This window comes from Bacillus sp. JS (genome assembly GCF_000259365.1).
In the GTDB taxonomy this organism is placed as follows: domain Bacteria; phylum Bacillota; class Bacilli; order Bacillales; family Bacillaceae; genus Bacillus; species Bacillus stercoris.
The window spans coordinates 144127-162500 of the sequence record NC_017743.1; the positions used below are offsets into that span (position 1 = coordinate 144127).

24 protein-coding genes and 1 rRNA gene are annotated in these 18374 nt (G+C 43.0%); 23 read left to right on the forward strand and 2 right to left on the reverse strand.

Annotation, left to right across the window (positions count from 1 at the left end):
- Positions 1-14: 14 nt before the first annotated feature.
- The 21 genes from rplO to salA all read left to right on the forward strand — a co-directional run bounded on the left by rplO (position 15) and on the right by salA (position 14397).
- Entirely contained in the window at positions 15-455 is a 441-nt protein-coding gene (rplO, locus tag MY9_RS00830; RefSeq protein ID WP_014662534.1) for a 50S ribosomal protein L15, read from the forward strand.
- A 1-nt stretch (position 456) separates the two neighbouring features.
- A complete protein-coding gene (gene secY, locus MY9_RS00835; RefSeq protein WP_014662535.1) occupies positions 457-1752 on the forward strand; it encodes a preprotein translocase subunit SecY in 1296 nt (431 codons plus the stop codon).
- A 54-nt stretch (positions 1753-1806) separates the two neighbouring features.
- Positions 1807-2460 (forward strand): adenylate kinase, encoded by a 654-nt coding sequence (locus tag MY9_RS00840; RefSeq protein WP_003241987.1) that lies wholly within the window; start codon positions 1807-1809, stop codon positions 2458-2460.
- Positions 2457-3203: a type I methionyl aminopeptidase gene (map, locus tag MY9_RS00845; RefSeq protein ID WP_014662536.1), complete on the forward strand. Its 747-nt coding sequence runs from the start codon at positions 2457-2459 to the stop codon at positions 3201-3203. The genes MY9_RS00840 and map overlap by 4 nt, the downstream gene beginning before the upstream one ends.
- 59 nt (positions 3204-3262) lie before the next feature.
- Entirely contained in the window at positions 3263-3466 is a 204-nt protein-coding gene (locus tag MY9_RS00850) for a ribosome-binding protein (RefSeq protein ID WP_014662537.1), read from the forward strand.
- 48 nt (positions 3467-3514) lie between these two features.
- A complete protein-coding gene (gene infA / locus MY9_RS00855; RefSeq protein WP_003156508.1) occupies positions 3515-3733 on the forward strand; it encodes a translation initiation factor IF-1 in 219 nt (72 codons plus the stop codon).
- A gap of 33 nt (positions 3734-3766) precedes the next feature.
- Positions 3767-3880 carry a 50S ribosomal protein L36 gene (gene rpmJ, locus MY9_RS00860; protein WP_003156543.1) on the forward strand — a complete coding sequence of 38 codons (114 nt, stop codon included), beginning with the start codon at positions 3767-3769 and terminating at the stop codon, positions 3878-3880.
- Positions 3881-3902: 22 nt separating this feature from the next.
- Entirely contained in the window at positions 3903-4268 is a 366-nt protein-coding gene (gene rpsM, locus MY9_RS00865) for a 30S ribosomal protein S13 (protein ID WP_003235095.1), read from the forward strand.
- A gap of 20 nt (positions 4269-4288) precedes the next feature.
- Positions 4289-4684: a 30S ribosomal protein S11 gene (gene rpsK / locus MY9_RS00870; RefSeq protein ID WP_009966385.1), complete on the forward strand. Its 396-nt coding sequence runs from the start codon at positions 4289-4291 to the stop codon at positions 4682-4684.
- 176 nt (positions 4685-4860) lie between these two features.
- A complete protein-coding gene (locus MY9_RS00875; protein ID WP_003225835.1) occupies positions 4861-5805 on the forward strand; it encodes a DNA-directed RNA polymerase subunit alpha in 945 nt (314 codons plus the stop codon).
- A gap of 77 nt (positions 5806-5882) precedes the next feature.
- Positions 5883-6245: a 50S ribosomal protein L17 gene (gene rplQ / locus MY9_RS00880; RefSeq protein WP_003225836.1), complete on the forward strand. Its 363-nt coding sequence runs from the start codon at positions 5883-5885 to the stop codon at positions 6243-6245.
- A gap of 127 nt (positions 6246-6372) precedes the next feature.
- Entirely contained in the window at positions 6373-7218 is an 846-nt protein-coding gene (locus tag MY9_RS00885; RefSeq protein ID WP_014662538.1) for an energy-coupling factor ABC transporter ATP-binding protein, read from the forward strand.
- Positions 7194-8063, forward strand: a complete 870-nt coding sequence (locus tag MY9_RS00890; RefSeq protein ID WP_014662539.1) for an energy-coupling factor ABC transporter ATP-binding protein — start codon at positions 7194-7196, stop codon at positions 8061-8063. The genes MY9_RS00885 and MY9_RS00890 overlap by 25 nt, the downstream gene beginning before the upstream one ends.
- Positions 8060-8857 carry an energy-coupling factor transporter transmembrane component T family protein gene (locus tag MY9_RS00895; RefSeq protein ID WP_014662540.1) on the forward strand — a complete coding sequence of 266 codons (798 nt, stop codon included), beginning with the start codon at positions 8060-8062 and terminating at the stop codon, positions 8855-8857. Before MY9_RS00890 ends, MY9_RS00895 begins: the two co-directional genes overlap by 4 nt.
- A 9-nt stretch (positions 8858-8866) precedes the next feature.
- Positions 8867-9610, forward strand: a complete 744-nt coding sequence (gene truA / locus MY9_RS00900) for a tRNA pseudouridine(38-40) synthase TruA (protein WP_014662541.1) — start codon at positions 8867-8869, stop codon at positions 9608-9610.
- Positions 9611-9771: 161 nt separating this feature from the next.
- Positions 9772-10209, forward strand: a complete 438-nt coding sequence (gene rplM / locus MY9_RS00905) for a 50S ribosomal protein L13 (protein WP_003241966.1) — start codon at positions 9772-9774, stop codon at positions 10207-10209.
- 20 nt (positions 10210-10229) lie between these two features.
- A complete protein-coding gene (rpsI, locus tag MY9_RS00910; protein ID WP_004399691.1) occupies positions 10230-10622 on the forward strand; it encodes a 30S ribosomal protein S9 in 393 nt (130 codons plus the stop codon).
- Positions 10623-11075: 453 nt separating this feature from the next.
- Positions 11076-11843 (forward strand): class I SAM-dependent methyltransferase, encoded by a 768-nt coding sequence (locus MY9_RS00915; RefSeq protein WP_014662542.1) that lies wholly within the window; start codon positions 11076-11078, stop codon positions 11841-11843.
- Between the two features lie 184 nt (positions 11844-12027).
- Positions 12028-12471 (forward strand): YbaK family protein, encoded by a 444-nt coding sequence (locus MY9_RS00920; RefSeq protein WP_014662543.1) that lies wholly within the window; start codon positions 12028-12030, stop codon positions 12469-12471.
- A 59-nt stretch (positions 12472-12530) separates the two neighbouring features.
- A complete protein-coding gene (gene cwlD, locus MY9_RS00925; protein ID WP_014662544.1) occupies positions 12531-13244 on the forward strand; it encodes an N-acetylmuramoyl-L-alanine amidase CwlD in 714 nt (237 codons plus the stop codon).
- Positions 13245-13338: 94 nt separating this feature from the next.
- Positions 13339-14397 carry an iron-sulfur carrier protein/transcriptional regulator SalA gene (gene salA / locus MY9_RS00930; protein WP_014662545.1) on the forward strand — a complete coding sequence of 353 codons (1059 nt, stop codon included), beginning with the start codon at positions 13339-13341 and terminating at the stop codon, positions 14395-14397.
- Positions 14398-14433: 36 nt separating this feature from the next.
- Here the strand turns inward: salA and gerD are convergent, their stop codons facing one another.
- Complete coding sequence (gene gerD / locus MY9_RS00935; RefSeq protein ID WP_014662546.1) at positions 14434-14991, reverse strand: spore germination lipoprotein GerD; 558 nt, start codon at positions 14989-14991, stop codon at positions 14434-14436.
- 109 nt (positions 14992-15100) lie between these two features.
- Here gerD and kbaA point away from each other — a divergent pair, with 109 nt between their 5' ends.
- Positions 15101-15697: a KinB-signaling pathway activation protein gene (gene kbaA / locus MY9_RS00940; protein WP_041521235.1), complete on the forward strand. Its 597-nt coding sequence runs from the start codon at positions 15101-15103 to the stop codon at positions 15695-15697.
- Here kbaA and pdaB read toward each other — a convergent pair whose 3' ends face one another.
- Positions 15698-16462: a polysaccharide deacetylase family sporulation protein PdaB gene (pdaB, locus tag MY9_RS00945; RefSeq protein WP_041521236.1), complete on the reverse strand. Its 765-nt coding sequence runs from the start codon at positions 16460-16462 to the stop codon at positions 15698-15700.
- Between the two features lie 352 nt (positions 16463-16814).
- Between pdaB and MY9_RS00950 the strand changes: the two genes are divergently transcribed.
- Positions 16815-18364: ribosomal RNA gene (locus MY9_RS00950) — 16S ribosomal RNA — on the forward strand.
- The last annotated feature ends 10 nt before the right edge of the window (positions 18365-18374 follow it).

The following is an 18374-nucleotide window of genomic DNA, read 5'->3' on the forward strand; positions in this document are numbered from 1 at the left end:
AAGGAGGTGTCCTAATGAAACTTCATGAATTAAAACCTTCAGAAGGTTCACGCAAAACGCGTAATCGCGTAGGTCGTGGTATTGGTTCTGGTAACGGTAAAACAGCTGGTAAAGGTCACAAAGGTCAAAACGCTCGTTCTGGCGGCGGTGTACGCCCTGGATTCGAGGGGGGACAAATGCCTTTATTCCAACGTCTTCCTAAACGCGGTTTCACTAACATCAACCGCAAGGAATACACTGTAGTCAACCTAGACAAATTGAACGGTTTTGCAGAAGGAACGGAAGTCACTCCTGAACTTCTTCTTGAGACTGGTGTTATTAGCAAACTTAATGCAGGAGTAAAGATTCTTGGCAACGGTAAATTAGAGAAAAAATTAACTGTAAAAGCCAATAAATTCTCTGCTTCTGCGAAAGAAGCTGTTGAAGCTGCTGGCGGTACAGCTGAGGTGATCTAACTTGTTTAAAACAATCTCCAACTTTATGCGTGTGAGTGATATCAGGAATAAAATCATATTCACTTTACTCATGCTTATCGTCTTTCGCATAGGTGCGTTTATTCCTGTGCCTTATGTTAACGCTGAAGTGTTACAGGCACAGTCTCAAATGGGTGTTTTTGATCTCCTTAATACATTTGGCGGCGGTGCGCTTTACCAATTTTCCATTTTTGCAATGGGAATTACTCCTTATATCACGGCTTCGATCATCATTCAGCTGCTTCAGATGGATGTTGTACCGAAGTTTACCGAGTGGTCTAAGCAAGGTGAAGTTGGCCGCCGTAAATTAGCTCAGTTCACAAGGTACTTTACGATTGTGCTTGGGTTCATCCAGGCGTTAGGTATGTCTTATGGATTCAACAATCTGGCAAACGGTATGCTGATCGAAAAATCCGGTGTATCGACATATCTTATTATTGCTTTAGTGCTCACTGGCGGAACTGCCTTTTTAATGTGGCTTGGGGAACAAATTACGTCTCATGGAGTAGGCAACGGAATATCGATCATTATCTTCGCGGGGATTGTGTCTAGTATTCCAAAAACAATTGGGCAAATATATGAGACTCAATTTGTCGGCAGCAACGATCAGTTGTTTATTCATATTGTGACAATCGCACTTCTTGTGATTGCGATTTTAGCAGTTATTGTTGGAGTTATTTTCATTCAGCAAGCCGTACGGAAAATTGCGATTCAATATGCTAAAGGCACAGGTCGTTCACCTGCTGGCGGAGGTCAGTCTACACACCTTCCATTGAAAGTGAATCCTGCAGGGGTTATTCCGGTAATCTTTGCGGTTGCGTTTTTGATAACGCCGCGGACGATCGCGTCATTCTTTGGAACAAACGATGTGACAAAGTGGATTCAAAACAACTTTGATAATACGCATCCGGTGGGGATGGCGATATATGTTGCGTTGATTATTGCCTTTACGTACTTTTATGCTTTTGTGCAGGTAAACCCTGAACAAATGGCTGATAACCTTAAAAAACAGGGTGGCTATATCCCGGGGGTTCGTCCAGGGAAAATGACTCAAGATAGAATTACGAGCATTTTGTATCGACTTACGTTTGTGGGTTCTATATTCTTAGCCGTGATTTCCATTCTTCCTATCTTTTTCATTCAATTCGCTGGATTGCCTCAAAGTGCACAAATTGGCGGAACATCTTTGTTAATTGTTGTCGGGGTAGCCTTGGAGACAATGAAACAACTAGAAAGCCAGTTGGTGAAACGAAACTACCGTGGATTTATGAAAAACTAGAGGAAATGGATTTATCCATTCCCTCTTAATAAAGAGAGGACGGGGGAAATCCGAATGAACTTAGTCTTAATGGGGCTTCCTGGTGCCGGCAAAGGCACACAGGGCGAACGAATTGTTGAGGATTATGGGATTCCTCATATCTCAACAGGAGATATGTTCCGTGCTGCTATGAAAGAAGAAACACCACTCGGACTCGAAGCAAAATCTTATATTGATAAGGGAGAGCTCGTACCTGACGAAGTCACAATCGGAATTGTAAAAGAAAGACTTGGCAAAGATGATTGTGAAAGAGGTTTTCTTCTGGACGGATTTCCGCGAACAGTCGCTCAAGCCGAAGCTCTTGAAGAAATTCTTGAGGAATACGGCAAGCCGATTGATTATGTCATTAACATTGAAGTCGACAAAGACGCTCTTATGGAACGTCTGACTGGACGCAGAATTTGCAGTGTTTGCGGCACAACCTATCATTTAGTTTTTAATCCGCCGAAAACGCCGGGTATTTGTGATAAAGACGGAGGCGAACTCTATCAACGGGCAGATGATAATGAGGAAACCGTCTCTAAACGGCTTGAGGTAAACATGAAGCAAACTCAGCCTTTACTGGATTTCTATTCAGAGAAAGGTTATCTTGCAAACGTGAATGGCCAACAGGACATTCAAGATGTTTATGCAGATGTGAAGGATCTTCTTGGAGGATTAAAAAAATGATTATCTGTAAAACCCCACGTGAACTTGGTATCATGCGGGAAGCAGGGCGAATCGTGGCTTTAACTCATGAAGAGTTAAAAAAGCACATTAAACCAGGAATCTCGACAAAAGAATTGGATCAAATTGCCGAACGTTTTATTAAGAAGCAGGGTGCAATCCCATCTTTTAAGGGGTATAATGGGTTTCGCGGGAGCATTTGCGTATCAGTTAATGAAGAACTCGTTCATGGCATTCCTGGCAGCAGGGTGCTGAAGGACGGTGACATCATCAGTATTGATATCGGTGCTAAATTAAGTGGTTATCATGGTGACTCTGCATGGACATATCCGGTAGGAAACATCAGCGATGATGACAAAAAACTTCTGGAAGTGACAGAGGAGTCTTTATATAAAGGCTTGCAGGAAGCAAAACCAGGTGAACGTTTGTCGAATATTTCCCACGCAATACAAACGTATGTCGAAAATGAGCAGTTTTCAGTTGTTAGGGAGTATGTCGGACATGGTGTTGGTCAAGACTTGCATGAGGACCCGCAAATTCCTCATTACGGTCCGCCCAACAAAGGACCACGGCTCAAACCTGGCATGGTTCTCGCTATTGAGCCTATGGTGAACGCTGGCAGCCGCTACGTGAAAACATTGGCTGATAACTGGACGGTTGTAACGGTAGATGGGAAAAAGTGTGCTCATTTTGAACATACGATTGCGATTACGGAAACGGGTTTTGATATACTGACGAGAGTCTAGATGATGAAAATATTTCCGAAGACAGATGTTTTTTCGGCTTGATAGGGCAGAAAGCTTGGATGAACATTGGCAGGACTGAATTCATCTTGCCGCTTGTCATTGGAATTTTGACCATCATCAATGTACTAACAGCAGACGGAGAAAAGCGTACATTTCATTCTCCTAAGAAAAAGAATATCAATCATGTAACCCTTTATGATTGCGTATCTCCGGAAGTTCAGAACAGTATAAACGAAACAGGGCGTGTGACAAACTTCTTTTGAAATTTGTCAGAAAGCAAGTTACTGATTTGATGAAGGGAGAACACTTGAATGGCGAAAGACGATGTAATTGAAGTGGAAGGTACTATAGTCGAAACACTGCCAAACGCGATGTTCAAAGTTGAACTTGAAAATGGCCACACTGTTTTGGCTCATGTATCTGGTAAAATCCGCATGCACTTCATTCGCATTTTACCTGGAGACAAAGTTACGGTAGAATTATCTCCATATGACTTAACTCGTGGCAGGATTACGTACCGTTACAAATAAAGCACTCCGGAAACTGAAGGAGGTTGGAAACACATGAAAGTGAGACCATCAGTTAAACCAATCTGCGAAAAATGTAAAGTTATTCGCAGAAAAGGAAAAGTAATGGTGATCTGTGAAAATCCAAAGCATAAACAAAAACAAGGATAATTTATAAGGAGGTGCCCAGAGAATGGCTCGTATTGCTGGTGTAGATATCCCACGTGACAAACGTGTTGTTATTTCTTTAACATACATCTTCGGAATTGGCCGCACAACGGCTCAGCAAGTTTTAAAAGAAGCTGGAGTTTCAGAAGATACTCGTGTGCGCGATCTTACTGAAGAAGAACTTGGTAAAATCCGTGATATTATTGATAAACTGAAAGTAGAAGGTGACCTTCGCCGTGAAGTTTCTCTTAATATCAAACGTCTGATCGAAATCGGAAGCTACCGCGGAATCCGTCATCGCAGAGGATTACCTGTTCGCGGACAAAACTCTAAAAACAATGCGCGTACTCGTAAAGGTCCGCGTCGTACTGTAGCTAACAAGAAAAAATAAGTAAGGGAGGTTCTTAAACAATGGCTGCTGCTCGTAAATCTAACACGCGTAAACGTCGCGTGAAAAAGAATATTGAGTCTGGTATTGCTCATATTCGTTCAACTTTCAATAACACGATCGTTACGATCACTGACACTCATGGTAATGCTATTTCTTGGTCTAGTGCCGGAGCTTTAGGATTCAGAGGTTCTCGTAAATCTACTCCTTTCGCTGCGCAAATGGCTGCAGAAACAGCTGCTAAAGGTTCAATCGAACATGGTCTTAAAACTCTAGAGGTTACTGTTAAAGGACCTGGTTCAGGCCGTGAAGCTGCAATCCGTGCACTTCAAGCTGCTGGACTAGAAGTCACTGCTATCAGAGACGTAACTCCTGTTCCTCATAACGGATGCCGTCCACCAAAACGTCGCCGCGTGTAATTTGTTTGTATAGATTTTGTGTCCCTGTCAATAATGGGTTATGATACAGTTATTTATGAAACGAATGCACCGACTCGTTGCCTGAGCACATACGGGACTAAACAATGGGGAATTTCGGATGGAATCTCATATGATTCTATTCGAGGTTTCGACGTTTTGAAGGAGGGTTTTAAGTAATGATCGAGATTGAAAAACCAAAAATCGAAACGGTTGAAATCAGCGACGATGCCAAATTTGGTAAGTTTGTCGTAGAGCCACTTGAGCGTGGATATGGTACAACTCTGGGTAACTCCTTACGTCGTATCCTCTTATCCTCACTCCCTGGTGCCGCTGTAACATCAATCCAGATAGATGGTGTACTGCACGAATTCTCGACAATTGAAGGCGTTGTGGAAGATGTTACAACGATTATCTTACACATTAAAAAGCTTGCATTGAAAATCTACTCTGATGAAGAGAAGACGCTAGAAATTGATGTACAGGGTGAAGGAACTGTAACGGCAGCTGATATTACACACGATAGTGATGTAGAGATCTTAAATCCTGATCTTCATATCGCGACTCTTGGTGAGAATGCGAGTTTCCGAGTTCGCCTTACTGCTCAAAGAGGACGTGGGTATACGCCTGCTGACGCAAACAAGAGAGACGATCAGCCAATCGGCGTGATTCCGATCGATTCTATCTATACGCCAGTTTCTCGTGTATCTTATCAGGTAGAGAACACTCGTGTAGGCCAAGTTGCAAACTATGATAAACTTACACTTGATGTTTGGACTGATGGAAGCACTGGACCGAAAGAAGCAATTGCGCTTGGTTCAAAGATTTTAACTGAACACCTTAATATATTCGTTGGTTTAACTGACGAAGCTCAACATGCTGAAATCATGGTTGAAAAAGAAGAAGATCAAAAAGAGAAAGTTCTTGAAATGACAATTGAAGAATTGGATCTTTCTGTTCGTTCTTACAACTGCTTAAAGCGTGCGGGTATTAACACGGTTCAAGAGCTTGCGAACAAGACGGAAGAAGATATGATGAAAGTTCGGAATCTAGGACGCAAATCACTTGAAGAAGTGAAAGCGAAACTAGAAGAACTTGGACTCGGACTTCGCAAAGACGATTGACTAGTTTCCCTTGTGAACTAGGATTTTCGTGTGTTTATTATTCAGAAACAGCATTCCAATAAAGGAGGGGACATCACATGTCATACAGAAAACTAGGACGTACGAGTGCACAGCGTAAAGCTATGCTTCGTGATCTTACAACTGATTTGATCATCAACGAAAGAATCGAAACAACTGAAACACGTGCGAAAGAACTTCGCTCTGTAGTTGAAAAAATGATCACGCTTGGCAAACGCGGTGATCTTCACGCTCGCCGTCAAGCTGCTGCATACATCCGCAACGAGGTTGCAAACGAAGAAAATAACCAAGATGCACTTCAAAAATTATTCTCTGACATTGCAACTCGTTACGAGGAGCGCCAAGGCGGATACACACGTATTATGAAGCTTGGTCCTCGCCGTGGTGACGGAGCACCAATGGCAATTATCGAATTGGTTTAATCACATATTTTTGTGTGTCTAAAGAAGGGCGGGACAGTTTCTAACTGGATCTATGCCCTTTTTTTAGATACTGCAACTTTTTATATAGAGACAAGCAGAGCATTAGCTGAGAGGAGGCCGGTTTTCCATGAATCAGAATCAGTTGATATCGGTAGAGGATATCGTATTTCGATATCGGAAGGACGCAGAAAGACGAGCACTAGACGGCGTCTCCCTGCAGGTGTATGAGGGTGAATGGCTTGCAATTGTAGGTCATAACGGTTCAGGGAAATCAACACTGGCACGGGCATTGAATGGTTTAATTCTTCCTGAATCAGGCGACATTGAGGTTGCCGGGATTCAATTGACAGAGGAATCAGTTTGGGAAGTGCGTAAGAAGATAGGTATGGTCTTTCAAAATCCGGATAACCAATTTGTCGGAACGACTGTTCGCGATGATGTGGCTTTTGGTTTAGAAAACAATGGTGTACCGCGGGAAGAAATGATTGAGAGAGTAGACTGGGCAGTAAAACAGGTAAATATGCAAGATTTTCTCGATCAAGAGCCGCACCATCTCTCCGGAGGCCAAAAGCAGAGAGTTGCGATTGCGGGAGTTATTGCCGCACGTCCTGATATTATTATCTTAGATGAAGCAACATCCATGCTTGATCCGATCGGGCGAGAAGAAGTGCTTGAAACGGTAAGACATTTAAAAGAACAGGGAATGGCGACTGTCATATCCATTACACATGATCTGAATGAGGCAGCAAAAGCAGACAGGATCATTGTCATGAATGGCGGTAAAAAATATGCTGAAGGGCCGCCTGAAGAGATTTTTAAATTGAATAAAGAACTTGTTCAAATCGGGCTTGATTTACCCTTCTCATTCCAGCTTAGCCAGCTTTTAAGAGAAAATGGACTGGCTTTGGAAGAAAACCATTTGACTCAGGAAGGGCTGGTGAAAGAGCTATGGACATTACAATCAAAGATGTAGAGCATCGCTATCAGATGAAGACGCCGTTCGAGCGCCTGGCACTGTATGATATCACTGCATCGATTAAAGAAGGAAGCTACGTAGCCGTTATCGGACATACAGGCTCTGGCAAGTCCACTCTTCTTCAGCACTTAAATGGTCTCCTGAAGCCGACGAAGGGACAGCTATCACTAGGCAGCACTGTCATTCAGGCAGGGAAAAAGAATAAAGAGCTGAAAAAACTTCGTAAAAAAGTCGGAATCGTTTTCCAATTTCCTGAGCATCAATTATTCGAAGAAACAGTTCTTAAAGATATATCGTTCGGACCGATGAACTTTGGGGTTAAAAAAGAGGATGCTGAACAAAAAGCGAGGGAGATGCTGAAGCTTGTAGGTTTATCAGAAGAGCTTCTGGACAGATCCCCTTTTGAATTAAGCGGCGGACAAATGCGCAGAGTTGCAATTGCAGGCGTACTTGCAATGGATCCTGAGGTGCTTGTTCTGGATGAACCGACTGCAGGATTGGACCCAAGAGGGCGAAAAGAGATTATGGACATGTTTTATGAGCTTCATCAACGTGGGAACCTGACGACGATCCTTGTGACACACAGCATGGAGGATGCAGCTGCCTACGCTGATGAAATGATTGTTATGCATAAAGGAACGATACAAGCATCAGGCAGTCCGCGTGAACTGTTTTTAAAGGGTGAAGAGATGGCTGGCTGGGGGCTGGATCTTCCTGAAACGATAAAATTTCAAAGACATCTTGAAGCTGCACTAGGTGTGAAATTTAATGAGCCTATGCTCACAATAGAAGATGCCGCAGCTGAAATCCGTGCTCTTTTTCAGGGGGAGAAGACCTTATGATGGACAGCATGATTATCGGCAAGTATGTACCTGGCTCCTCACTTGTGCATCGGCTTGACCCTAGAACAAAGCTTATTACGATCTTTTTATTTGTCTGTATCGTATTCTTAGCCAATAATGTGCAGACATATGCGTTGCTTGGATTGTTTACAGTTGGCGTCGTTTCTTTAACAAGAGTTCCTTTCTCTTTTTTAATGAAAGGGCTGAAGCCTATCATTTGGATTGTCCTCTTTACGTTCCTTCTTCACATTTTTATGACACATGAAGGATCGGTTATCTTTCAAATAGGTTTTTTCAAAGTCTATGAGGGCGGTCTGGTTCAGGGGATATTCATTTCCCTTAGATTCGTCTATCTTATTTTAATCACAACCTTATTAACGCTTACGACAACACCGATTGAGATTACCGATGGAATGGAGCAGCTGCTGAATCCATTGAAAAAATTAAAGCTTCCTGTCCACGAGCTGGCCCTAATGATGTCCATTTCTTTGCGGTTTATTCCGACGCTGATGGAGGAAACAGATAAGATCATGAAGGCTCAGATGGCGCGAGGCGTTGATTTTACAAGCGGACCTGTTAAAGATAGGGTGAAGGCTATTGTTCCGCTTCTTGTCCCCCTTTTCGTCAGTGCTTTTAAACGTGCTGAAGAGCTTGCGGTGGCAATGGAAGCAAGAGGCTATCAGGGCGGAGAAGGACGTACGAAATATAGAAAGCTTGTATGGACAGGAAAAGACACTTCTGTCATTGCCAGCTTGATGATATTAGCTGCTTTGTTATTTTTCTTAAGGGCTTAGAGGTGCTGTATGAGACTGAAATGCACGATTTCTTATGACGGACATTTGTTTAACGGTTATCAGGTTCAGCCGGGCAAAAGAACGGTTCAGGATGAACTTGAGAAGGCTTTGGCTGTCCTGCATAAGTCAAAAGAAAGAATTCCTGTCGTTTCGTCTGGAAGAACAGATAGCGGGGTTCACGCAGCCGGACAGGTGATTCATTTTGACACTCCGCTGGCTATTCCGGCGGAAAGGTGGCCTTATGCCTTAAATGCACTGCTTCCGGACGATATCGCAGTCAAACAGGCAGAAATTACGGATGATGGGTTCCATGCACGATTTAGCGCAGTCAAAAAAGAATATCGCTATTTTGTATACACGGAGAAACACCCGGACGTATTTAAACGGCATTACGCTTACCATTTTTCATATCGCCTTAATGTGCAGGACATGAGAGAAGCGGCAAAGCATCTTATAGGGACACATGATTTTACGAGCTTTTGCGCGGCTAAAACAGAAGTGCAGGACAAGGTAAGAACGATTTACGAGCTTGATTGGACTGAGACGGATGACGGCCTGCAAATGCGGATCACAGGCAGCGGTTTCTTATATAATATGGTCAGAATTATTGTCGGTACTTTGCTTGATGCAGGTATTGGAAAAATTTCTCCCGATGATGTGAAATCCATGCTGGAAGCGAAGGATCGCGAAGCGGCAGGACGCACAGCACCGGGGCACGGGCTATATTTATGGAACGTTTACTATGACAACTAAACCAGGTGTATAATATTTTCTTGACAGAGTCTGCATAAAGTTATAAGATATCATATGGTATGTATTTCAACCCCACGATAAGCCCCGGAACTTATTGTGTTGTGAAATAGAACGTAATCGAAGTTTATTGAAAATGACAGATCATTTAGGAGGGAAATTCAATGCGTACAACACCTATGGCTAACGCAAGTACTATTGAACGCAAGTGGTTAGTTGTTGATGCTGCTGGCAAGACTTTAGGTCGTCTTTCTTCAGAAGTTGCAGCTATCCTTCGCGGAAAACACAAACCAACTTACACACCACACGTTGATACTGGAGATCATGTGATCATCATCAACGCTGAAAAAATCGAGTTAACTGGTAAAAAGTTAACTGACAAAATCTACTACCGTCACACTCAACATCCAGGCGGATTAAAATCAAGAACTGCTCTTGAAATGCGTACAAACTACCCTGAGAAAATGCTTGAGCTTGCTATCAAAGGCATGCTTCCAAAAGGTTCTCTAGGTCGTCAAATGTTCAAAAAATTGAACGTATACCGTGGTTCTGAGCATCCACACGAAGCACAAAAACCTGAAGTTTACGAACTTCGCGGTTAATTAAAAAGGAGGTTACCAATTTGGCACAGGTTCAATATTACGGTACTGGCCGTCGTAAAAGCTCTGTAGCGCGTGTGCGTTTAGTTCCAGGAGAAGGCCGTATCGTCGTTAATAATCGTGAAATCAGCGAACACATCCCATCTGCAGCTTTAATCGAAGATATCAAACAACCATTAACTTTGACTGAAACAGCTGGCACTTATGATGTTTTAGTAAACGTACATGGAGGCGGCTTATCTGGTCAAGCTGGAGCAATCCGTCACGGTATCGCTCGTGCATTGCTTGAAGCAGATCCAGAATACCGTACAACTCTTAAACGTGCAGGTCTTCTGACTCGTGACGCTCGTATGAAAGAACGTAAAAAATACGGTCTTAAAGGCGCTCGTCGTGCACCTCAGTTCTCAAAACGTTAATTTTGCGTTTTCAAAAAAGCTCTCGACCTTGTGTTGGGAGCTTTTTTCTTTTATTAGTTCCGCAACAAAAAATGGACGAATGACGTTTATAAACAAATTGCTTGCTTATAAACGGTCTCACTTGTAATAATCATAATATCGTTCATTTCATAATCATTAGAAATGTGGTCATTGTTTATAATCGTTACGTCGCCAGCTCAGCCCATTCTATCCCTGTCTCTCATCCGTTAAAGTCACTGCTGATTCTCATTTATTTCTTAGCCCAGAGGAACAATAGCTCTTTGCTAATGACATTACTTAAAGAAGCAAGTGTAAATGTAATGACGTAAATCACATATCTCCTTTGTGATTTTTTTGCGTTTTTATGAACTTTTTTCTAAATATGCAAAGGGAAAGCGTTATCAATCTAGAAATATTTGTTATACTCTATACATTAAAGTAAGGAGAAGATTCATGAATGCGTTAGTAGCTCATAATAGCAAAGCCTGGGATAAAAAAGTAGAAACAGGCAATGAATGGACTGTTGCTGTTGATCAGCAGGTTATCGAACAAGCGAAAAAAGGTAATTGGGATATAAGAGTAACACCAATGAAAGATGTACCGAAGGATTGGTTTCCGCCTGTCAAAGGTCTGAAAATACTCTGTTTAGCATCAGGCGGCGGCCAGCAAGGTCCAATTTTGGCAGCTGCGGGGGCGGATGTCACCGTATTAGATAACTCCGCAAAACAGCTGAATCAGGATAGAATGGTTGCTGAGCGAGATGGTCTCACAATACACACTGTCAAAGGAAGCATGGATGATCTCAGTGTATTTAATAACGAATCATTTGATATCATTGTACATCCTGTTGCCAATGTTTTTGTTGAGAATGTCCTCCCGGTCTGGATGGAAGCACACCGTGTATTGAAAAGAAATGGCGTATTAATCTCAGGGTTTGTCAATCCTGTCGTATTTCTGTTTGATGTAGAATTAGAACAGCAAGGTATTTTAAAAGTAAAGCACTCCATTCCATATGCAGACCCAGAAGATCTTCCGAAACATAAAGTGAAAAAACTAATCGATAATAATGAGGCTCTGGAATTCGGCCATTCCTTAGAAGACCAAATCAAAGGCCAAATAGATGCCGGTTTTATCGTCACTGGTTTTTATGAAGATAAAGGCGGGTTTGTGTTAGATCAATATATCCATACATATTCTGCAACAAGAAGCGTGAAAGTATGAAAAGCAGCGACCTGTCAGAGGGGCTGCTTTTTTTATAACTAATTACAGAACGTTTGTTCCATACCCTTCAGAAAGCTGCCTTTTTATCGATTCACACCTTCATTTGGGCGAATTTCCAACCGAATTCGGGCATTGTTTCATCATCCAAACCCCAAAATAATCGGTAAAAGGAGAGTGAATTTATATGGCAGAAGTACTGTCTTTTATGGATGTGAAACGGCAAAAGGATTTTGAATTAGAAAAGAACTTGCTCAAAGAACTCTCTCTGAGACAAATTATCCAGTCTGTTAAGGATTGTTTGGAACCATTATTCCCTTTTTTACATGATGAACGAGATATAATTAGCGAAGGCTGTATTGATTTTGCGATTGAAGCCTATTTGTTAGGCGGACGTTTTGGGATATTCGGCTATTACGGAGAATCCATGCAAAGTATCAGTGCCCGCTCTGCAAGAGAAGAAGAAGAGCTTCGAATGGAGTTTTTTGATTATCTCTATAATTGGATACACGAGCAATACGCAACATTTGATAAAAACACTGTTTATGAAGCGGCACGCAAGTTCATTAAAGATTGGTGGACAGCAGGGTTTGTTCAAAGAGAAAAACAGTGTAAGCTTCGCATGCGGTAATCATATTTCCCGGCCCTGTCCCATAGTTATGTAATAACGGACAAGCGGGAGGGGAAGGGATGAGGAAAAAGCTTAAATGGCTCAGTTTTTTGCTAGGCTTCATCGTATTACTATTTCTGTTCAAGTATCAGTTCAGCAATAATGATTCTTGGAAGCCGTGGAGCCTGCCCTTGAGCGGGAAAATCATTTACCTAGATCCAGGGCATGGCGGGCCTGACGGCGGAGCAGTCGGCGGAAAGCTGTTAGAGAAGGATGTTACCCTGGAAGTCGCGTTTAGAGTCAGGGATTATCTACAAGAACAAGGAGCGCTTGTGATCATGACCAGAGAAAGTGATACTGATCTCGCTCCTGAAGGAACGAAGGGTTATAGCAGACGTAAAGCGGAAGACCTAAGACAGCGGGTCAAATTAATAAATCATTCAGAGGCAGAGCTCTATATCAGCATTCATCTCAATGCGATTCCGTCGCAAAAATGGAGCGGAGCCCAAAGCTTTTATTACGGAAAATATGCGGAAAATGAAAAAGTCGCAAAATACATTCAGGATGAGCTGAGAAGAAACCTTGAAAACACGACCCGGAAAGCAAAGCGTATTCATGGTATCTACTTAATGCAAAACGTCACTAAACCGGGAGCGCTTATAGAAGTCGGATTTTTATCCAATCCAAGTGAAGCAACGCTGCTCGGTAAACCGAAATATCAAGATAAAGTGGCATCTTCCATATATAAAGGCATTTTGCGATATTTCACAGAAAAAGGAGACCCTCCGGAATAAGGAGGGTTTACTTGCAGTTCTAAGCATAAGACACCCGCCATTTATGTATGATATAATAATAATTGTAAACGAATACACAAAAGGGTGAGGTTCGATGATAAGAGAAGATGAAGTAAGAAAACTAGTCGGAGAAATGCGCGAACCTTTTCTTCAAAGACCTCTGGGAGAATTGGATGCCGTTAAGGAAATTAAAATAAAGCCTGAAAAACGGCATGTCAGTGTAAAAATCGCTCTTGCAAAAACAGGAACTGCAGAACAAATGCAGATTCAGCAAGAGATCGTAAACGCATTAAAAGGGGCAGGAGCTGAGACGGTCGGCCTTCGATTTGAAGAGCTGCCTGAAGAAACGGTTGCTAAATTCCGAGCGCCGTCAGCTGAGAAAAAAACATTATTAAATATGGATAACCCGCCAGTCTTTCTTGCTGTAGCAAGCGGAAAAGGCGGCGTAGGCAAGTCAACTGTGTCAGTAAACCTAGCTATTTCTTTGGCTCGCCTTGGGAAAAAGGTCGGTTTAATTGATGCAGATATTTATGGCTTCAGTGTACCGGATATGATGGGTATCACTGTGCGTCCAACGGTTGAGGGAGAGAAACTTCTTCCTGTTGAGCGCTTCGGAGTAAAGGTCATGTCAATGGGCTTTTTCGTAGAAGAAAATGCTCCGGTCGTATGGAGAGGGCCGATGCTTGGCAAAATGCTGAATAACTTTTTCCACGAAGTAGAGTGGGGAGAAGTAGACTATATCGTTCTTGATCTTCCGCCTGGTACAGGGGACGTTGCTCTCGATGTACATACAATGCTTCCGAGCTGCAAAGAAGTCATCGTATCGACGCCGCATCCGACAGCTGCTTTTGTCGCGGCCAGAGCGGGCTCTATGGCGATTAAAACCGATCATGAGGTCGTAGGGGTCATAGAGAACATGGCCTATTATGAAAGTGCAAAGACAGGGGAAAGAGAATATGTCTTTGGTAAAGGCGGGGGAGATAAACTGGCTGAGGAACTAAATGTACCTTTGCTGGGCAGAATCCCATTGAAGCAGCCCGATTGGGATAAGGACCAATTTGCGCCGTCTGTTTATGACGAAAATCATCCCATCGGAGAAATATATCAAGACATCGCAAAAAAAATAGATGCAAAAATGTCAGTGCAAGTATAAAAAAGTGAACCGGGATTCCAGATCCCGGCTTTCCCTTTATTCACTTTCTTTGGCAGTGTCTTTTGCTGCTTTTTTCAGTTCATCTTCGAACTGTTTTTTGTAAAGCGGACTAGAAAGTGTTTCGTTAATAACCTCTTCTAAATAACTGCGGAATTCTTGGCTTTTTGCCAGCTGACTGTACTTTTTATCCATACCAGGATCCTGCATAACGTTCATCAGCATCTTTTGGTAATCTGGATCCTTCATCAGCTTTTTAATCACCTTTTCATGCTCTGTCTGAAGAGTTTTGGCAAAGCCCTCAGCAAAATCAGTGTCTTCAAAGATGTTTTTCCAAAATTCTTCGCCTTTTTTAGATGTGAGTGTTTTTTCTATTGTTCCTTTAATCGCATCTTGGTCAATCACCAGCGCTTCATTCATGGCATCATCATTTAATAATTCCTTAATGGCTTTTTTTCCATCATCAGTTTTTAATATATCAACAACCATTTTTTTGGTCTGATCATAGTCCATATCCGCTGCTTGGTCTTTTGGAGCGCAAGCTGTTACAGATAATAACAAAAAACAGCTTATCAATAGCGTTTTGGCTTTTGACATGCTTAAGCTCCTTTCACATACTTGTCTTACCTTTAATATGATTCATCTGTTAGGAATTATACATAACAAAATATCGCTGTTCGCGATTTTTGAGGGGATGAATAAAGAAATGAAAAGCCGTGGTTTAGTTCGTTTTTTCTTTTCTATTTTAGCTGTCGGAGCGCTTATCACGAGTATTGTGGGTTTTGCTTTAAAATGGGGAGAATACAGAGGGCTGTTTCTAACATTTGAAGCGGGACAGATTTTCTCTGTTTTATTTTGGTTTATCGGTGTAGGCATGATTTTCAGTGTGATCAGCCAAATGGGGTTTTTCGTGTTTTTAACAGTTCATCGGTTTGCGCTTGAGATATTAAGATCCTCATCTTTATGGAATTTGCTTCAGTTGTTTTTCATCCTGTTTGTTGCTTTTGATTTAATGTACGTGCGTTTTTTGTTTTTTGGAGAAAGTGGAGATTCAATGGCTGGCTATGCGTGGTTACCATTGTTTTTATTGATCTTTGGAGTAATTACAGCTTATTTAAAGCAAAAGCAGTCCTCTAAGAAAACATTTGTGTCATCGTTGTTTTTGATGGTTGTGATTACCGCTTTAGAATGGTTCCCTGCATTAAGAGTAAATGATGAGGACTGGCTTTATTTAATGCTATTTCCGTTAATGGCGTGTAATGCCTTCCAATTGTTGATGCTGCCTAAGTTTGCAGAGAAGTAATTACTTTACCTCTGCGGATTTGGCATCAGAATTTGCGATGAGATCACCCACGGTTACATTTTTTAATCCTTTTTCTTTCAGCTGATGGATGATATCAGGCAACGCTTCTTCTGTTTGTTTTGCCGAATCGGAGGCATGTAAAAGAATAATGTCTCCCCCGGACACTTGCTTGGTCACATTGTCGATGATTTTTTCAACTCCGGGATTTGTCCAGTCTTGAGAGTTCACACTGTAATGAACAACTGTATAATTGTATTGCTTTGCGACCTTTAGAACATTCTTATTGAATTGGCCGGTAGGAGGTCGTAATAGCTGGATGTCTTTGACTCCTAACTTTTCAAATGCTGTTTGCGAGCGATTTATGTCCTTTTTTATTTCGCTGCTCTCTAAATTGGCATAGTTTTTATAAGCATAGCCCATGCTCCCGATTTGATGGCCATCCTTTACGATACGGGCCACTGTGTCGGGATGCCGTTCTGCCCAAGAAGCTGAAAGGAAAAACGTCGCATTTTTAATCCCGTTTGCTTTCAGAGTATTAAGTATAGGTTCTGCTCTCTCATCACCCCAGCTGATATCGAAAGTAAGTGAAATATCTTTAGAGTCTGTTTCTCCTTTATAAATGGCTTTAGGCCCGGTGTCAGTTGAAAACACGGGGAGCGGGACAGCTCTTTGGATATAAAAAAAGCTGGCTGCTGCAAATGCGGCGATAAGTATAATAATTAATTGTTTCACCCGTTTAATATGCCACACATAGAAGTGATTCACTGATGATGCCTCCTTATCTTGTCCATCATTCTTGTTTTACATCTTATGAGCATGGCCAATTGAATATAACCGATAAAATGTTTCTTCACATATAGCCTAAATTGGTTGTTGACCTTTTGATAATATCCGTGGTATATTATTATTCGTCGCTGAGAAACAGCTGACATCAACTAAAAGCTTCATTAAATACTTTGAAAAAAGTTGTTGACTTAAAAGAGGCTAAATGTTATAGTAATAAAGCTGCTTCGTTAAGTGGCTGTAATGATCTTTGAAAACTAAACAAGACAAAACGTACCTGTTAATTCATTTTTTTATAAATCGCACAGCGATGTGCGTAGTCAGTCAAACTACTTTATCGGAGAGTTTGATCCTGGCTCAGGACGAACGCTGGCGGCGTGCCTAATACATGCAAGTCGAGCGGACAGATGGGAGCTTGCTCCCTGATGTTAGCGGCGGACGGGTGAGTAACACGTGGGTAACCTGCCTGTAAGACTGGGATAACTCCGGGAAACCGGGGCTAATACCGGATGCTTGTTTGAACCGCATGGTTCAAACATAAAAGGTGGCTTCGGCTACCACTTACAGATGGACCCGCGGCGCATTAGCTAGTTGGTGAGGTAATGGCTCACCAAGGCGACGATGCGTAGCCGACCTGAGAGGGTGATCGGCCACACTGGGACTGAGACACGGCCCAGACTCCTACGGGAGGCAGCAGTAGGGAATCTTCCGCAATGGACGAAAGTCTGACGGAGCAACGCCGCGTGAGTGATGAAGGTTTTCGGATCGTAAAGCTCTGTTGTTAGGGAAGAACAAGTACCGTTCGAATAGGGCGGTACCTTGACGGTACCTAACCAGAAAGCCACGGCTAACTACGTGCCAGCAGCCGCGGTAATACGTAGGTGGCAAGCGTTGTCCGGAATTATTGGGCGTAAAGGGCTCGCAGGCGGTTTCTTAAGTCTGATGTGAAAGCCCCCGGCTCAACCGGGGAGGGTCATTGGAAACTGGGGAACTTGAGTGCAGAAGAGGAGAGTGGAATTCCACGTGTAGCGGTGAAATGCGTAGAGATGTGGAGGAACACCAGTGGCGAAGGCGACTCTCTGGTCTGTAACTGACGCTGAGGAGCGAAAGCGTGGGGAGCGAACAGGATTAGATACCCTGGTAGTCCACGCCGTAAACGATGAGTGCTAAGTGTTAGGGGGTTTCCGCCCCTTAGTGCTGCAGCTAACGCATTAAGCACTCCGCCTGGGGAGTACGGTCGCAAGACTGAAACTCAAAGGAATTGACGGGGGCCCGCACAAGCGGTGGAGCATGTGGTTTAATTCGAAGCAACGCGAAGAACCTTACCAGGTCTTGACATCCTCTGACAATCCTAGAGATAGGACGTCCCCTTCGGGGGCAGAGTGACAGGTGGTGCATGGTTGTCGTCAGCTCGTGTCGTGAGATGTTGGGTTAAGTCCCGCAACGAGCGCAACCCTTGATCTTAGTTGCCAGCATTCAGTTGGGCACTCTAAGGTGACTGCCGGTGACAAACCGGAGGAAGGTGGGGATGACGTCAAATCATCATGCCCCTTATGACCTGGGCTACACACGTGCTACAATGGACAGAACAAAGGGCAGCGAAACCGCGAGGTTAAGCCAATCCCACAAATCTGTTCTCAGTTCGGATCGCAGTCTGCAACTCGACTGCGTGAAGCTGGAATCGCTAGTAATCGCGGATCAGCATGCCGCGGTGAATACGTTCCCGGGCCTTGTACACACCGCCCGTCACACCACGAGAGTTTGTAACACCCGAAGTCGGTGAGGTAACCTTTTAGGAGCCAGCCGCCGAAGGTGGGACAGATGATTGGGGTGAAGTCGTAACAAGGTAGCCGTATCGGAAGGTGCGGCTGGATCACCTCCTTTCTAAGGATAT

What these genes read in the sequence shown, in the direction of transcription:
- rpsM (WP_003235095.1), top strand. Translation starts at nt 3,903, where the DNA reads ATGGCTCGTATTGCTGGTGTAGATATCCCACGTGACAAACGTGTTGTT.
- MY9_RS00920 (WP_014662543.1), top strand. Translation starts at nt 12,028, where the DNA reads ATGGCAGAAGTACTGTCTTTTATGGATGTGAAACGGCAAAAGGATTTT.
- cwlD (WP_014662544.1), top strand. Translation starts at nt 12,531, where the DNA reads ATGAGGAAAAAGCTTAAATGGCTCAGTTTTTTGCTAGGCTTCATCGTA.
- MY9_RS00850 (WP_014662537.1), top strand. Translation starts at nt 3,263, where the DNA reads ATGAACATTGGCAGGACTGAATTCATCTTGCCGCTTGTCATTGGAATT.
- MY9_RS00885 (WP_014662538.1), top strand. Translation starts at nt 6,373, where the DNA reads ATGAATCAGAATCAGTTGATATCGGTAGAGGATATCGTATTTCGATAT.
- kbaA (WP_041521235.1), top strand. Translation starts at nt 15,101, where the DNA reads ATGAAAAGCCGTGGTTTAGTTCGTTTTTTCTTTTCTATTTTAGCTGTC.
- salA (WP_014662545.1), top strand. Translation starts at nt 13,339, where the DNA reads ATGATAAGAGAAGATGAAGTAAGAAAACTAGTCGGAGAAATGCGCGAA.
- MY9_RS00890 (WP_014662539.1), top strand. Translation starts at nt 7,194, where the DNA reads ATGGACATTACAATCAAAGATGTAGAGCATCGCTATCAGATGAAGACG.
- MY9_RS00875 (WP_003225835.1), top strand. Translation starts at nt 4,861, where the DNA reads ATGATCGAGATTGAAAAACCAAAAATCGAAACGGTTGAAATCAGCGAC.
- rplO (WP_014662534.1), top strand. Translation starts at nt 15, where the DNA reads ATGAAACTTCATGAATTAAAACCTTCAGAAGGTTCACGCAAAACGCGT.
- rplQ (WP_003225836.1), top strand. Translation starts at nt 5,883, where the DNA reads ATGTCATACAGAAAACTAGGACGTACGAGTGCACAGCGTAAAGCTATG.
- rpsK (WP_009966385.1), top strand. Translation starts at nt 4,289, where the DNA reads ATGGCTGCTGCTCGTAAATCTAACACGCGTAAACGTCGCGTGAAAAAG.
- MY9_RS00895 (WP_014662540.1), top strand. Translation starts at nt 8,060, where the DNA reads ATGATGGACAGCATGATTATCGGCAAGTATGTACCTGGCTCCTCACTT.
- truA (WP_014662541.1), top strand. Translation starts at nt 8,867, where the DNA reads ATGAGACTGAAATGCACGATTTCTTATGACGGACATTTGTTTAACGGT.
- rplM (WP_003241966.1), top strand. Translation starts at nt 9,772, where the DNA reads ATGCGTACAACACCTATGGCTAACGCAAGTACTATTGAACGCAAGTGG.
- gerD (WP_014662546.1), bottom strand. Translation starts at nt 14,991, where the DNA reads ATGTCAAAAGCCAAAACGCTATTGATAAGCTGTTTTTTGTTATTATCT.
- MY9_RS00840 (WP_003241987.1), top strand. Translation starts at nt 1,807, where the DNA reads ATGAACTTAGTCTTAATGGGGCTTCCTGGTGCCGGCAAAGGCACACAG.
- MY9_RS00915 (WP_014662542.1), top strand. Translation starts at nt 11,076, where the DNA reads ATGAATGCGTTAGTAGCTCATAATAGCAAAGCCTGGGATAAAAAAGTA.
- infA (WP_003156508.1), top strand. Translation starts at nt 3,515, where the DNA reads ATGGCGAAAGACGATGTAATTGAAGTGGAAGGTACTATAGTCGAAACA.
- rpmJ (WP_003156543.1), top strand. Translation starts at nt 3,767, where the DNA reads ATGAAAGTGAGACCATCAGTTAAACCAATCTGCGAAAAATGTAAAGTT.
- map (WP_014662536.1), top strand. Translation starts at nt 2,457, where the DNA reads ATGATTATCTGTAAAACCCCACGTGAACTTGGTATCATGCGGGAAGCA.